Source organism: Pontibacter sp. GD7, assembly GCF_058216375.1.
Genome location: NZ_JBYZMP010000004.1, coordinates 333,412 through 347,927, shown reverse-complemented (window position 1 = coordinate 347,927; position 14,516 = coordinate 333,412). Strand labels below are relative to the sequence as shown.

The window sequence follows — 14,516 nt, the reverse complement described above, 5'->3', positions numbered from 1 at the left end:
AGAATGAGATCCGGACAAGGATGTCCGAATCAGCTTCACTAAATCCTTAAATTGACGGCATTGGGTGTAAACCTACCCCTGAGAGCTACGCTAGCTCTCAGGGGTGTGTTAATCGCAACTTGAGTTAAAGATACTTAACTGCCAGGTAAGCTTTTGTAAAAGTCATTGCCTGGCATTTTTTTATGGCAGCGAACACGATACGGTTGCATCCATACTTTGCGGCAATGCAAACGGCTTAACTCTCTAACCACAAGAACAATATATCATCCTGCAAAAACATAAAATTTAAATATGCCAAAATAGAATCTCTCAATTGCATTAAATGTTAACTTTGGGTGAAACAAACGCAACGCATCTAATTTTTAAATGAAAAACACGCCATTTAAAATCTTTATTCTGGACGATGATGTGTGGTATAGTGAACTACTGGAGTATCACCTCTCCCTGAACCCTGACTACGAGATCAGGAAGTTTCACGCTGCCAAAGACTGCCTGGCCAACCTGTATGAACGCCCCAATGTGATCACCCTGGATTACTCCCTGCCAGACAAGAACGGGGATGAGGTTTTAAAGAACATCAAGGAACAAGCACCTGACACCCAGGTTATTATCATCTCAGGACAGGAGGATGTGGCCACTGCTGTAGACCTGCTGAAAAAAGGGGCTTACGATTATATTGTTAAGGACGAGGAAACACCGGAACGTCTTTGGAACACTATTACCAAGATCCGTGAGAACGTTTCCCTGCGTGAGGAAATTAGTCAACTGCGCGAGGAAATAGGCCAGAAGTATGATTTCAGCAAGGTTATCATAGGCAACAGCGAGCCCATTAAAAGGGTGTTTGCCATGATGGACAAAGCGTCTAAAACCAACATCACCGTTTCAATCAACGGTGAGACGGGTACGGGTAAAGAGCTTGTGGCGAAGGCCATACATTATAACAGCAATCGCAAAAAAGCGCCTTATGTGGCTGTAAACGTAGCCGCTATTCCTAAAGAGCTTGTAGAAAGCGAACTGTTCGGACATGAGAAAGGCGCCTTTACCGGAGCTGTGGCAAGACGTCTGGGCAAATTTGAAGAGGCCAACAAAGGCACCATATTCCTGGACGAGATCGGCGAGCTGGACTTTAGCCTTCAGGCCAAGCTATTGCGCGTGCTGCAGGAGAAGGAAATTACCCGGGTTGGCGGCAACTCTATTGTACCCGTGGATGTGCGGATTATTGTGGCAACGCATAAAAACCTAGCTGAAGAAGTTAAAAAAGGCAATTTCCGGGAAGACTTGTACTACAGGCTGTTAGGCCTGCCTATACTTTTACCGCCGCTCCGCGACAGAGGCAGCGATATACTGGTGCTGGCCAAGTACTTTATAGATGCCTTTGCGAAAGAGAACAGTATGGGCAAAAAGAGCTTATCTGAGAAAGCACAGAAGAAGCTGCTCTCCTACTCTTTCCCGGGTAACGTGCGTGAACTGAAGGCCATCGTGGAACTGGCAGTGGTGCTCTCGGATGAAGAGCAGATACAGGAACACGACATTAACCTGACGGCAGGCAACACTGAGAAGGATTTTCTGGCAACCGAACGCACTCTAAAAGAATACACGACCGAGATCATACAACGCTTCCTTGAAAAGTATGATTACAACGTGCTGTACGTGGCCGACAAGCTGGGTATCGGAAAATCCACAATTTACAGGATGATACAGAACAAGGAACTGGAGTTACGCTAAAACTAAATCCCTACCTCATAAGCCCCTTAACGGGGTTTATTTTTTGTTTCTCTTCCCCAACCAAATCCCTCAGAGGATTTAGCATCTGCTAAAAATTATACTTAAGCAATTTTATACTTTCGTATACCAATAATTTGGTATAATTACCATAAAAAGGAATTTTTTGCTTTCATAAAGGCTTATCTTGTAATACCATGGGCAAACGTTTTTTTTAAATGGAGCACTTCGACGAAGTAAAAGCATTGAGAGCGCAGCTGGAAGCTGAGAAAGCAGCACGACTGGCATCTGAACGACTGGCCGAATCGCAGGCCAACTTACTGATGGCCACCCTGCAGCTGAACCAGGATGCTCCGGACCCAAAATCACCAAGCACTGCCTCTTTACTGTTTTGTGTGCCTGCAGCCGGAGCCCCCGAAGCATTAAACTTTGCCGCCCAACAACTGCTTGATAAGCTGACAACCGATCGCATTCCTGCCTTCACAAAGCTGCTGAACAAGCATTACGCTAAACTGAATGCCAGCCACGACGCGCCAGGTCAGGCACATATCTCAGGCAGGTTTTATACTTTGTCGTTTGCGGCGGCCCCGGCACCAAATGCCTTTTATGTAAGCATGGTTGACCTGACCAGCCAGCATAAGATCGAGACTGCCCTGCAGCAGAGCCAGAATTTTGTCAGGAATATAGCTCATACCATCCCCAACATTATTTATGTGTATGATCTAGAGGAGCATAAGAACACTTATCTAAACGAGCACATCAAAACTGTTTTGGGCTACACCGACACAGAGCTGGCCAACATCACAGGCAAAATGCTCCGGACGCTGGTGCTGCCTGCTGATACCCTTAAACTATATCGACATGTGTACCACATGCGCCAGGCGGCCGATGGGCAGGTACTGGAAGTGGAATACAATGTAATATGCAAGGACGGATCAGTTAAGACGCTATTTTGCCGCGAGAGTGTTTTCCTGAGAAACGACCGTGGGCAGGTAAAGCAGATCATCGGCTCGGCCCAGGATATAACGGAACTGCGCAAAAAAGGCGAAATGCTACTTGCCCAGAAGAACTTCTACGAATCCATACTCAACCATATTCCTTCAGACATAGCCGTTTACAACAATAGCCTGCAGTATATTTTCCTGAACCCGGCTGCTGTAAAGGACCCGGCATTGCGCAAATGGCTTGTTGGCAAAACCAATAAGGACTACAGTCATTATCGGGGCATCCCGTATGAGCGCATGCAGGTACGTGAGCAGCACCTGCACAAGGTAATGGAAGAAAAATCACTGGTTGAGTTTGAGGAAACCATACTTGGCAAAGACGGCAACGAACTGTACTTTCTGCGCAGGCTAAACCCTGTACTGAACGACGACAACGGTGTAGAGCTGGTGATTGGCCATGGCCTTGAAATTACCGATCTGAGAAAAGCGCAGGAAAGGATTGAGGCAAGTGAAGCCAAAAACAGGGCCATTCTGGCGGTACTGCCCGACCTGATGTTTATCGTGAATTATGAGGGCGTGTACCTTGACATGAAAAACGTGGACGAGGAACGCCAGTTTGTACCAAAAGAGCAGATAATAGGCAGCAACATCAAAAACCTGCTGCCCGAGGATCTGGCTAACAAGCTGCTAGTGCTGATACAAAAGGTTATTGACACCGGCCAGAGCGAAAAAACAGAGTATGAACTCCCCTTCCCAGACGGCACCAGGTATTATGAAAGCAGGATCATCAGGTACAGCGAAAACGAAGCCCTTGCCATTATCCGGGACAATACCGAGGAAAGAAAAGCGGCCCAGGAGGTAAAAGACAAGAACGAGTTTATAAAGCAGGTGGTAGACACCAGCCCAAGTATAATTTTCGTGAAAGATGCCGAAGGCAATTTTTCATTTGTCAATACAGAATGCGCCAACCTATTCGGGAAACCGGTTGAGGAAATAATCGGTGTTAATGTAAACCTTTTCTACGCCTGTAAGGAAGAGCCGGCATTTTACAACCTCGTTGACAAACAGGTGATAGATGAGGGGAAGGAAGTTAGGGTAACCGAAAAATTCACCAAGGAAAACGGAGAGGTAGTATGGCTTAATACAGTTAAAAAGCCTCTGATATCGGCAAACGGAGAGGTGCATGTGCTGGGTATCTCCACTAATATAACAGAGCAGCGACAGGCACAGCAACGCCTGGAAGAAAGCGAAGAGCTTTTCAGGTTACTCTCTGAGAACTCCAAAGACCTTATAAGCCTCCACGAGCCCAATGGCAGGTATATTTACGTGTCTAAAGCCTGTAAAGAGCTGCTTGGTTATGAACCTGAAGAGTTGATCGGGCGCATGCCGGTAGAAATACTGCACCCCGACGACATACTGATGGTGAACCAGAAAGGCAACGCGGATTACCTTTTAGAGCACAAAAACATACTTGTACAGCACCGGCTTATACGCAAAGACGGGTCAGTGCAGTGGGTGGAGACCAACATAAAACCTATACTTGGCGAGAACGGCGAGGTAGTAAAGGTGCAGTCGGCGGTGCGTGACATAACCGAGCGTAAAAAATCGGAAGAGGCACTGAAGGCAAGTGAGAAGAAATACCGCAATCTGATAACCTACAGCCCGGCCTTTTTCTGTACCCATAACATGCAGGGTGTTTTGCAGGAGGTTAACCCCCACATGCTCGACAGGCTGGGCTATACCGCCGAAGACATGGTGGGCCACAACCTGCAGGAATTCCTGCCGGAGCGCCACAAGGCCAACTTACAAAAGTACCTGCAAAGCTTCCGGGACCGCAACCTGGTAGAGGGCATTTTAACGGTGCTCGACAAGGAAAAGGAAGAACGCTTTCTGTTTTATAAGAACTATAAAGTAGAAGAGCCCAATACAGAGCCTTTTATCATCGGTATTGCCCAGGACATTACCGACAGGATGCACACAGAGCAGCAGCTTAAGAAGGCAAAGGAGGCTGCCGAGGAATCGGCCAGGGTAAAAGAGAACTTCCTGGCCAATATGAGCCACGAGATCAGGACACCGCTGAACGGAATAATGGGTATGGTAGGCTTAATGGAGAAGAGCTCTTTGAGCCCGGTGCAGAAAAACTACATCAAGATCATCCAGAAATCGGCAGACAACCTGCTTGTTATCATCAACGACATTCTTGACATTGCCAAGATCGAGGCCGGCAAGCTGGAACTGGAGGCGATTCCGTTTAACCTGAACGATACCATTAAAGCGGCATACCAAACCCTTATTTATAAGGCGGAAGAGAAAGAACTGCTCTACTATTTTAAACCGGCCCCTCTCTCCGATCAGATCATTTTAGGTGATCCGTACAGGCTGAACCAGGTATTGCTGAACCTTCTGAACAACGCCATTAAGTTCACAGACACCGGAAGTGTTACTTTAAGCACCGAGGTCTTAGACGAATCAGATGAAGACATTACGCTTGCGTTTTCTGTTAAGGACACGGGAGTTGGCATTGCACCTGAAAAGCTGGAATATATCTTTGAGGGCTTTACACAGGCTTACTCCAGCACTACGCGAAAGTATGGCGGCACCGGCCTGGGGCTGAATATCTGCCGGAACCTGGTAGAGATGCAGAACGGCAAGATCTGGGTAGAAAGCGAGGAAGACAGCGGCAGTACGTTCAGTTTTATCCTGACCTACCCAAAGTATAAAAATCCTGACGCTATGCGTTTAGAGAAAGAGATAATTGATTTCATGAGCATGAAAGGCACTAAAGTGCTGTTGGCAGAAGATAATGAGGTAAATGTTTTTCTGGCGAAATCGATCATGGAGAACTGGCACTTTAAGGTAGATGTGGCGCAGAATGGTTTGGAGGCAGTAAGCATGGCAACAGAAAACACTTACGACATCATTCTGATGGACATACAGATGCCAGAACTAAGCGGAATAGACGCAGCAGAACTGATCCGTTCTTTCCCGGATGAAGCAAAGTCCAGTGTGCCGATCATCGCCCTCACAGCAAATGCATTAAAGGGCGATGCCGAGAAGTACCTGAGCAGCGGCATGAACGACTACATCTCAAAGCCATTCGAGGAAGAGTCTCTGTTCCTGAAGATCTCCAACATGCTGCCGCACAAAATGCAGGCTGCTGAACCAGAAACTGAAACCCAGGCTTTGATTGCCGAAGATGTACCCGCAGAGCCCTTGTACGACCTGAGCATCCTGCACAAAATGTCGAGAGGGAATGAGGCCTTTATCAAGCGAACAAAAGACCTGTTTATGCAGACGGTGCCGGAAACGATCACGGACATCAGAACAAAGCAGCTAAACCACGACTGGCCCGGTGTAAGCGCCGCAGCGCATAAGCTAAAGTCAACTATTGATACGCTGCGCATTGCCAGATTAAAGGAAGTGATCAGGCAGATCGAGTCCGGGGCTAAGGCTGACACACCAGACACATCGCTGGAAGAAAATATTGATTACCTGCAGGAAGTTATGGCAAAGGTACTGGCCCAGATGAAGGCAGACGTATAAAGCATCAGCACCCAATCAGGAAGCGTCCTGTGGCAGTTTCGCCGCAGGACGTTTTTTTGTGTCTGTGCCAAAAGGCTATACTTTTGATGCCTGACTCCGTAGCACCTAAAGTATGGGCATAAATAATGGTGTTACATACTTACAATTTATACTTTGCCATTTACAGCATATAAGCAAACAACAGCATGCAACACCCTTTCCCGGAAATAGACCAGATCGTAGCCTTCAGGCAGGAATTGCACCGGCACCCGGAACTATCCGGTGAAGAGCAGGAAACAGCAGCCCGCGTCGCAAAGCTGTTGGAGCAGTTCCAGCCAGACCACATTTACACGAGGCTTGGGGGCACAGGGGTTGCCGCAGTTTTTTCGGGCCAATTGCCTGATGGACCGACGGTGCTCTTCAGGGCCGAACTGGACGCGCTTCCGATCCGGGAAGAGAATCAGATGCCGTATGCTTCCGACAGGGCCGGTATCAGCCATAAGTGCGGGCACGACGGGCACATGGCTATACTTGCCGGTCTGGCCGCGCTTCTGCACGAGCAAAGACTCCGCACAGGCCGGGTTATACTTTTGTTTCAGCCGGCAGAGGAAACCGGGCAGGGCGCTTTGGATGTGCTGGCTGATGAACGGTTTGAGCCGATGCTCCGTCCAGACTATGTTTTTGCGCTCCATAATTTACCAGGCTACCCTGCACACCAGGTCGTTATACGGCAACATTCGTTTGCGGCCGCATCCACGGGCATGATAGTGGAGTTTTACGGGAAGGCCTCGCATGCCGCAGAACCAGAAAATGGGCTTAACCCCGGGCAGGCCATGGCAGAGCTTATACTTGCATACAATCAGCTTATACTTCAGAAGGACCTTTTCCAGGATCTTACTTTGCTTACCGTGATCCATGCACGGTTAGGCGAGATCGCTTTTGGCACCAACCCCGGGTTTGCCACCGTAATGGCCACCCTCCGCTCCTACCAGCAAGCCGACCTGGACCTGCTTAAGATCCTTTGCGTTGATGCGGCACAGGCAGTAGCAGACAAGTATAAGCTCGGTTTAAAGATTCGCTTCGTGGAGGAATTTCCGGCAACGGCAAACAACATGCAAGCGGTTGGGTTGGTAAAGCAAGCCGCACAACAACTGGAACTTGACCTGTATGAAGCCGTACACCCATTTAAATGGTCAGAAGATTTCGGTCACTTTACAGCAAAGTATAAAGGGGCTTTGGTTGGCCTGGGTGCGGGCCTGAAACAAGCACAACTGCACCATGCTGATTACGATTTTCCGGATGAGCTCATACCTACAGGTGCCTCCTTGTTCTATGCCATAGCCGCCGCCATTTTAAATCCATAACACTCTATGTTTCACAGCTCTTATATCGAACTTAGTAAATCATCCCTTCAAAACAACATCAACTTCCTCCGCAAAGAGATCGGCCAGGGTGTAACGCTATCTTCGGTGATAAAGGGCAATGCGTACGGGCATGGCATAGAACAGTTTGTGCCGATGGCACAGGCATGTGGCGTGCACCATTTTTCGGTGTTCAGTGCGGATGAGGCGCACCGCATGCTCGGCATTTTAGAAAAGCCAGCCACTATACTTATAATGGGCTACCTGGACAAAGATGAAATGGAATGGGCCATACAACACGAGATCGAGTTCTTTATCTTTGACCCGGAAAGATTGGAAGAGGCTGCCAGAACAGCGAAAAAACTGGGCAAACAGGCCATAGTACACTTTGAGCTGGAAACAGGCATGAACCGGACGGGTTTAGAAAAGCACTCCCTGGATAAGGCAAAGTCCATACTTCAGAAGTATAGGTCCTACATACACCTGAAGGGCATCTGCACCCATTTTGCTGGTGCTGAGAGCTTGCAGAACAGGGAAAGGGTTCAGGAACAGCTACGGCAGTTCAGGCAACAGGTAAACGAGCTGAACGCCCTCGGACTGCGGCCAGAGCAACTCCACACGGCATCGTCGGCGGCCACCATCAGTTACCCGGAAAGCCGCTTTAATATGGTTCGCATCGGTATTATGCAGTATGGCTTTTGGCCCAGCCCCGAAACCTACTCTTACTATCTAAGCAGGCACCCCTCCAAAAAAGACCCGCTTAACCGACTGATAAACTGGAAAAGCCGCATCATGACGCTGAAGCATGCATCCAAAGGCAGCTTTGTAGGGTATGGTACTTCCTACAAGGCTCCCCGCGACATGACGCTGGCCATTGTACCTGTAGGGTATGCGTGGGGTTACAGCCGCAGCCTGAGCAACCAGGGACAGGTACTGGTAAAAGGCCGCAGGGCTGCCGTAGTAGGCATAGTGGGCATGAACGTGCTCACCGTTGATGTTACGGACATACCGGATGTAAAACCCGATGATGAAGTGGTGCTGCTGGGTAAGCAGGGCAACCAAAGTATAAGTGTAGCCTCTTTTGCAGAGTTAAGCACGCAGCTTAATTACGAATTGCTTACACGCCTGCCGATGAACATACCCCGCCACATCGTTACCTGAAACACTTACTTGAAGCTCGGAAAGTGGTAGCCGCAGTTAAAGCAATAGTTGGCATTTTCCGGGTGCCCCTCCTGGTGGCAGTTCGGGCATACCCTGGTTGGCTCTAAAGGTGTTTTTTCCGTTTTGGCCAGCTCTACAGACACAATACCCGTAGGCACCGCAATAATGCCATATCCCATGATCATGATACAGCTTGCCAGAACCTGCCCCAAAGCCGATTGCGGCGCTATGTCGCCGTAGCCAACAGTAGTTAGGGTAACAATGGTCCAGTAAATGCTTTTAGGGATGCTGGTAAACCCGCTTTTGGCGCCTTCAATAATATACATCATAGACCCCACAATGATCACGATGGTGATCACCACACCCAGGAAAACGAGTATTTTGGCAGCACTTGCACGTAACGCTTTGGACAGTACTTCCCCTTCATTAATAAAGCGGGTAAGCTTAAAGATACGTGCCACCCTCAGCAGCCTGAGCACCCTGATTACCAGGAAATACTGTGAACCCAATACAAACAGGCTGAGATATGTAGGTATAATGGACAAGAGATCCACGATACCGAAGAATGAAACCATATACTTACCGGGCTTCGGCGAGCTGTAGATCCTGAGCAGGTACTCAATCGTAAAAAGGCCGGTAAAAATCCACTCCAGGCTAATGAAAAGCTGCAGGTATTTACTTCTAAGCTCAACCACGCTTTCCAGCGTTACTACCGTTACACTTGAAAGTATAAGTACAAGCAGCACAACATCAAACAGTTTTCCTGCCGGGGTTTCTGCCTCAAAAATTATAGTATATATCTTTTTCCGCAGACTCACATTTTGCGATGAAGCCATAAGTATTATTTAAGAGCTCAGACTTTATACGCACCTGTTATTTAACCGCTGCTGTGCGTATGTATTTGAAGTAAAGGTAAGGTTTTATATAGATGCTTCATATCATTCAGGCTCTTCACATGCTCATTGATCCTCTCACGGTCAGCACGGTTCTCTATTGACTTGTCGGCATCCTCTATCAACCAGATCAACTCTTTGTAAAGTATCTGCCCAAGGTGCGGGTGATCTTCCAGTTTTAGCACAAGGCTCCTGAAAAGAAATAACAGGCGCATCACGACAATAGTGTTCTCTTTACTATAAAGCCTGATGGGGCTAAGGCACAGGCTGAGCACCTGCTCGTATGTTTCCTCCAGAAACAATACCCTGGGCGTGCCTTCATCGTCCACTACCGTTCTCTCATCGCTGAGCTTCATCCGCAGGATAAAAAGGTCTGTCAGGTAGTCGATGGCCTTTATAGCCGTACCCGGATCGTTCAGGCTAGGGCTAAGTGCTCTTACGGCACTCTCAGTTATGTGCTTAAAACCAAACAGATAGTTTATATCAGGTCTCTCCTCTCTATAAAAATACAGATTGGAAGAGAGCTCTTCAGAGAATTCATCTGGCAATTGCAACTCTTTGTTAACTTTGGCAAAGGGTATCCCTTTTATAAAAAAACTGCCCAGCGGATTTATAAAGCACAACACGACACCATACTTTTTACAGAGTTTTGCAAGGGATTCTCTTTCCACGCTCTGCAGGTACCCTGTTTTTGGGCTCTTAAGCAGGTACCAGTTTTTACCAAAGTCATCAAGCTTAATATGCCCGCTCTTGTCATTCTCTATCTCATCTTCCAACTTATTACGGGTAACTGTATAAATACTCTCCAGGATACTCTCTATCTGGATCGAAATTGAAATGGAATGTATAAAATAGACAAAAAAGGCAAGGCATATAATAGTAAAGCACATCGCCAGAAATATAGAGAAGCCGGGTAATGTGATGGCATAATAGTCCGAATGCACGTTTACCATGATGATCAGGGTATAAATAAGCGTGCCAAGATATAAACCCATAACCCGTTGGTTTGACTTATAAGAAATAAGCCCCGGAATAACGCGTGGAGAAAAGTTGGCACTTGCCTGGTTTAAAACCAGCATCACCATCGTAAAGCTAAAAACTGTAAGGGAAATGATGCCTGTTGTAATGGAGCTAAGTATTAGCCTGGCTGTGTTATCATCCGATATGATCAGTATCGGGGCTGCTTTGTTTATAACCTTGCTCATACCCAAAGCTTCAAGGTAGAGCATGATAATAGCTAACAGGGCGAAAGCAAGGGAAATAACCGTTGGATAAAACCCGATGCTGTTAATTATGTAATCGTAAAGAAATTTCAGCTTACCGAAGATCTTTTTCATCTGCCTTGTTTAGCCACACATTTATTTACTGCTATGTACTTATACTTACAGCACTAGGTTATGATCGGGCATTGAGGGGAGCTTGGGAGGCTGGCATAACCTACAGAATATCAGGGTTTGTAAGCGGTAAAAGATTTATCGGTGTAAAAGATCACGATCTGCTCGATCTCCTTTTCCTCGTTTTTAGATTCAGTATTAGTAGGAACCGCAGACTCCTTATTTTGTATTTTATCGTTATGCTCCGGATTACCATCCTCAGGCTCAATGTCCTTTACAAGCGTTTCAGGCTGTTTATCAGATACATGTGGCGGTGCTATTTCCGGGGCTAAAGGTTTTAGCATTTCCCCCTCACCCAGCAGCAGCCAGTTTAAATTAACCTCCGGGAAAGCAGTTATAATTTTAGTGGCAACCTCCAGGCTGGGTTTGTTTCTGCCACTGATAATGTGACTGATAACAGCTCTTGGCACTTCAACTTTGTCGGCAAACTGAGTGGAGGTTAACCCCTGCTCCTGCATCAATTCCTTAATCCTATCTACCATTAGGCTATGATCTTATACATTACAAATGTATATACAATTGTAATTAATCTAAAATTAAAGTATAGCAAAGAATAGACACACCTGAAAACACACATTAAACTTATACTTTACAAGTTTATCACTTATACTTAACTAGCAAGCACTTACATTAAGCGAAGTCAGATTCACAACAAGCAATTTACAATTGTATATACATTTGTAAACCCTAACATATTCCTGACTCACCAACTCCCTGCTGCTTGTATGTACCTGCATATCAATACATTTACATGGTATTGGCTATTTTTACTCTTAAAAGTATACCTGACAGTTTGGCGCATGCACAAAAAAGGCGATGTGGATAAAACGAGTTATCCACATCGCCCTAAATTGCTACTTTATAGTTAGTTACACCCTTAAACTAAAGCTAACATTAAACTATAAGCCAGGCATCTGCTTTATCATGGAGTTCGGTACCAATGAGGTGAAGCCTTACCCCCACCCCAAAATTGAATCCAGACTATGTGTTGGTTTGCACTTTTGCCATACAAGCCCTAAGCTAAGCGTAAAGTATGGAAGTACATGGCAGAGCAGTTATTTTACCAGGAATACACCATTCATTCGCTTCCAGTGGGTTGGGTAGGTGCAAACAAAATCGTAAGACCCTGGAACACCTGGTGCGGTAAACTCTAACTCCACCTGCTGCCCCGGCAACGCCAGCGGAGATGCTGCGATCACAGCATCGCTTTGGGGCACGTAGTTGCCGGGTGCCCCTGCTTTGGCACCCTCAAGCGCAACTATCTTATGCTTGTCGGGCTGCGTAAATACCACATTGTGAACCATGGTGGGTTCAGTGCCTTCATTTATCAGCACCAGTTTAACCAGAGCATTAGCTTTCACTTCCAGTGTATCCTGATCATACATCATCTGGTCTGCACTATTGCCGACTGCTTTCAGGGTTAAATTAGTTACCTGCTGAAGGGTTGTGTCAGGCTCTTGTTTAACAGGCGCACTGTCAGAAGTGGCTACAGTTTCGGGCAGGTCATCCTGTTCAGTGCTGCCGCACCCGTGCAGCCAAAGCACAGCTGGAATCACCAGTAAGTAACATAAACGCTTCATAACGGGTCTTAACCATATTGTTCTCGGAAACTCAAGCTGATCAGCCAAAGTATGCCTGCTTCAATTTTTTATCGTGCCCATACAGGTCCTCCCTGAAATGCACGTTGCCGTCTTTATCCACCCAGCTGGTAAAGTATACTATGTACACCTGCACGCGCTTGGGTAGCGTTACCCACTTCTCTTCACCACCGTTGATCGTGGACCTGATGCGGCTTTCATCCCACTCAGGCATATCGCGCAGCATGTACTTGGCCAGTTCGATTGGTTTCTCTAACCGCACACAGCCGTGGCTGAAATCGCGCTGGTTCTGGCTAAACAACTGGTCTGCCGGCGTATCGTGCAGGTATACGTTATACTCGTTCGGGAACAGGAATTTTACAGCTCCTAACGAGTTTTCTGGGCCGGGACGCTGCCTTACCATATACGGGAAGTTCTCCTGGGTTACACTTGCCCAGTCAATAGAATAAGGGCTGACCTGCTTCGGGTTACGCTCTTTGGTAACCACTTCCATATCCTGCGAGGCAAGGTAGTTCGGGTTTTTAAGCATGGCAGGCTTTATTTCATTCTCAACAATGCTGTTCGGCACGTTCCAGTACGGCGCCATTACAACGTACTCCAGCTTATCACTGAAAATAGGCGTAGAGTGCATGGTCTTGCCTACGATCACCCGCATGTTCATTACCTCTTTGTACTCACGCTCGGCTTCCGGGTCATTGTCGGGGTCTTCATAGATGTATAGTTTATACTCTGGTATGTTTACCCATACATACTTCTGGTCAAGGTTTTTAGGCACCATGCGTTTGGGTATCCAGCGCCAGCGCTCCATGTTGATCATGATCTGATCGATGCGGTCCTCGATAGGCACATTCAGTTGTTTGAGCGTATTGCCGCCTACCACACCGTCTTCTTTCAGGCCGTGCAGCATCTGGAATTGCTTTACCTGTCGCTCCAGGGTCTCATCGTAGATCCGCATGTTCTTGTCGGCCTCATTAAACTTCTTGTCCGGGTTCAGGCGTTTGCGCAGGGCAATTACCGCAGCTGAGGAATCGCCTTTGGCAAGTACTTTCTTCTTACCCAGGTCTACTTTGGGCCAGCCACCTTTGGCCTCAATCGCACGGTACCTCGCCAATGCTTCGCGAAGGTCTGCGTACCCTTTATGCAGCGCCTCAAACTCATAGTATGGGTAGGTACTTTCACGCTCTTTCAGGATGGTTTGCAGTGCCTTGTGCAGCTTGATCTTGTTTTTCTTGACATTCCAGTTTACCGCCCCCGACTTTTGCGGATTGATGCGGCCCCTGTAAAAATCAGAGGCATAGTTAAAGTATGAGGCCGTCAGTCCCAGGTCGATCTGCTTTTGCAGTTCCAGGCGGGAAGAGTCTTGCCCGTCCATGCCTTTATACTTGTTAAATAGGCTGTCGAAGTCCAGCAGCAGGTAATTTTTAGGCTGAAGCCCTTCCTTAGATGCCTCGTTGATCACATTCAGGAATTTCTCTGCCTCCGGCACAATTTCATTGTCCCGGAACCACGCCAATTCATAATTCCTGTCTCCATAAAACAGGAATAACAGGTCCTGGTGTTTTTTAAATGCGGGTTTCTTTTTGAGATAGCTGATAATCTCAAGGCTATCTGTTTTAGATTGAGGTAACTCTTCTTTGGCAAAGATCCTTTTAACGCTCTCAACGCCACTCACGGCCGCCTTCGTTTCGCCTTCGGACTTGTTGCAGCCGGTGCTCACAGCCACCCCGAACAACAGCATCAAGGCGAATACATTCATTTTTATCTGATAAGGGCACATATTTCTATTCTGGTTATTAGTAGCTGCACTACCCAAATAGGGCAGTTTCGCAGTATCATATTACAATCAAAAATATTAGATTAATACAATTAACGTGTCAGATTTGACATACTATTAGCTTTCAAGCTATATGTACTCTTAAAC

General features: G+C 47.1%; 9 protein-coding genes. 4 read left to right on the top strand and 5 right to left on the bottom strand.

Going from position 1 to position 14,516, the window contains the following annotated elements; genetic code table 11:
- The first annotated feature begins 366 nt into the window (after nt 1-366).
- The 4 genes from AC4BAP_RS08885 (at nt 367) to alr (ending at nt 8,710) form a co-directional block, all read left to right on the top strand.
- Nucleotides 367-1,725 carry a sigma-54-dependent transcriptional regulator gene (locus AC4BAP_RS08885; protein WP_490582279.1) on the top strand — a complete coding sequence of 453 codons (1,359 nt, stop codon included), beginning with the start codon at nt 367-369 and terminating at the stop codon, nt 1,723-1,725.
- A gap of 215 nt (nt 1,726-1,940) precedes the next feature.
- Complete coding sequence (locus tag AC4BAP_RS08880) at nt 1,941-6,209, top strand: PAS domain S-box protein (RefSeq protein ID WP_490582278.1); 4,269 nt, start codon at nt 1,941-1,943, stop codon at nt 6,207-6,209.
- 185 nt (nt 6,210-6,394) lie between these two features.
- Complete coding sequence (locus AC4BAP_RS08875; protein ID WP_490582277.1) at nt 6,395-7,552, top strand: amidohydrolase; 1,158 nt, start codon at nt 6,395-6,397, stop codon at nt 7,550-7,552.
- Between the two features lie 6 nt (nt 7,553-7,558).
- Nucleotides 7,559-8,710, top strand: a complete 1,152-nt coding sequence (alr, locus tag AC4BAP_RS08870) for an alanine racemase (protein WP_490582276.1) — start codon at nt 7,559-7,561, stop codon at nt 8,708-8,710.
- A 5-nt stretch (nt 8,711-8,715) separates the two neighbouring features.
- Here alr and AC4BAP_RS08865 read toward each other — a convergent pair whose 3' ends face one another.
- The 5 genes from AC4BAP_RS08865 to AC4BAP_RS08845 form a co-directional block, all read right to left on the bottom strand.
- Nucleotides 8,716-9,546, bottom strand: coding sequence for an ion transporter (locus AC4BAP_RS08865; protein ID WP_490582275.1), 831 nt, complete (start codon nt 9,544-9,546; stop codon nt 8,716-8,718).
- A 41-nt stretch (nt 9,547-9,587) separates the two neighbouring features.
- Nucleotides 9,588-10,940, bottom strand: a complete 1,353-nt coding sequence (locus tag AC4BAP_RS08860) for a DUF2254 domain-containing protein (RefSeq protein ID WP_490582274.1) — start codon at nt 10,938-10,940, stop codon at nt 9,588-9,590.
- Between the two features lie 110 nt (nt 10,941-11,050).
- Nucleotides 11,051-11,479, bottom strand: coding sequence for a helix-turn-helix domain-containing protein (locus AC4BAP_RS08855; protein WP_490582273.1), 429 nt, complete (start codon nt 11,477-11,479; stop codon nt 11,051-11,053).
- A gap of 573 nt (nt 11,480-12,052) precedes the next feature.
- Nucleotides 12,053-12,577 carry a plastocyanin/azurin family copper-binding protein gene (locus AC4BAP_RS08850; RefSeq protein ID WP_490582272.1) on the bottom strand — a complete coding sequence of 175 codons (525 nt, stop codon included), beginning with the start codon at nt 12,575-12,577 and terminating at the stop codon, nt 12,053-12,055.
- 40 nt (nt 12,578-12,617) lie between these two features.
- Entirely contained in the window at nt 12,618-14,351 is a 1,734-nt protein-coding gene (locus AC4BAP_RS08845) for a L,D-transpeptidase family protein (RefSeq protein WP_490582271.1), read from the bottom strand.
- Between the last annotated feature and the right edge of the window lie 165 nt (nt 14,352-14,516).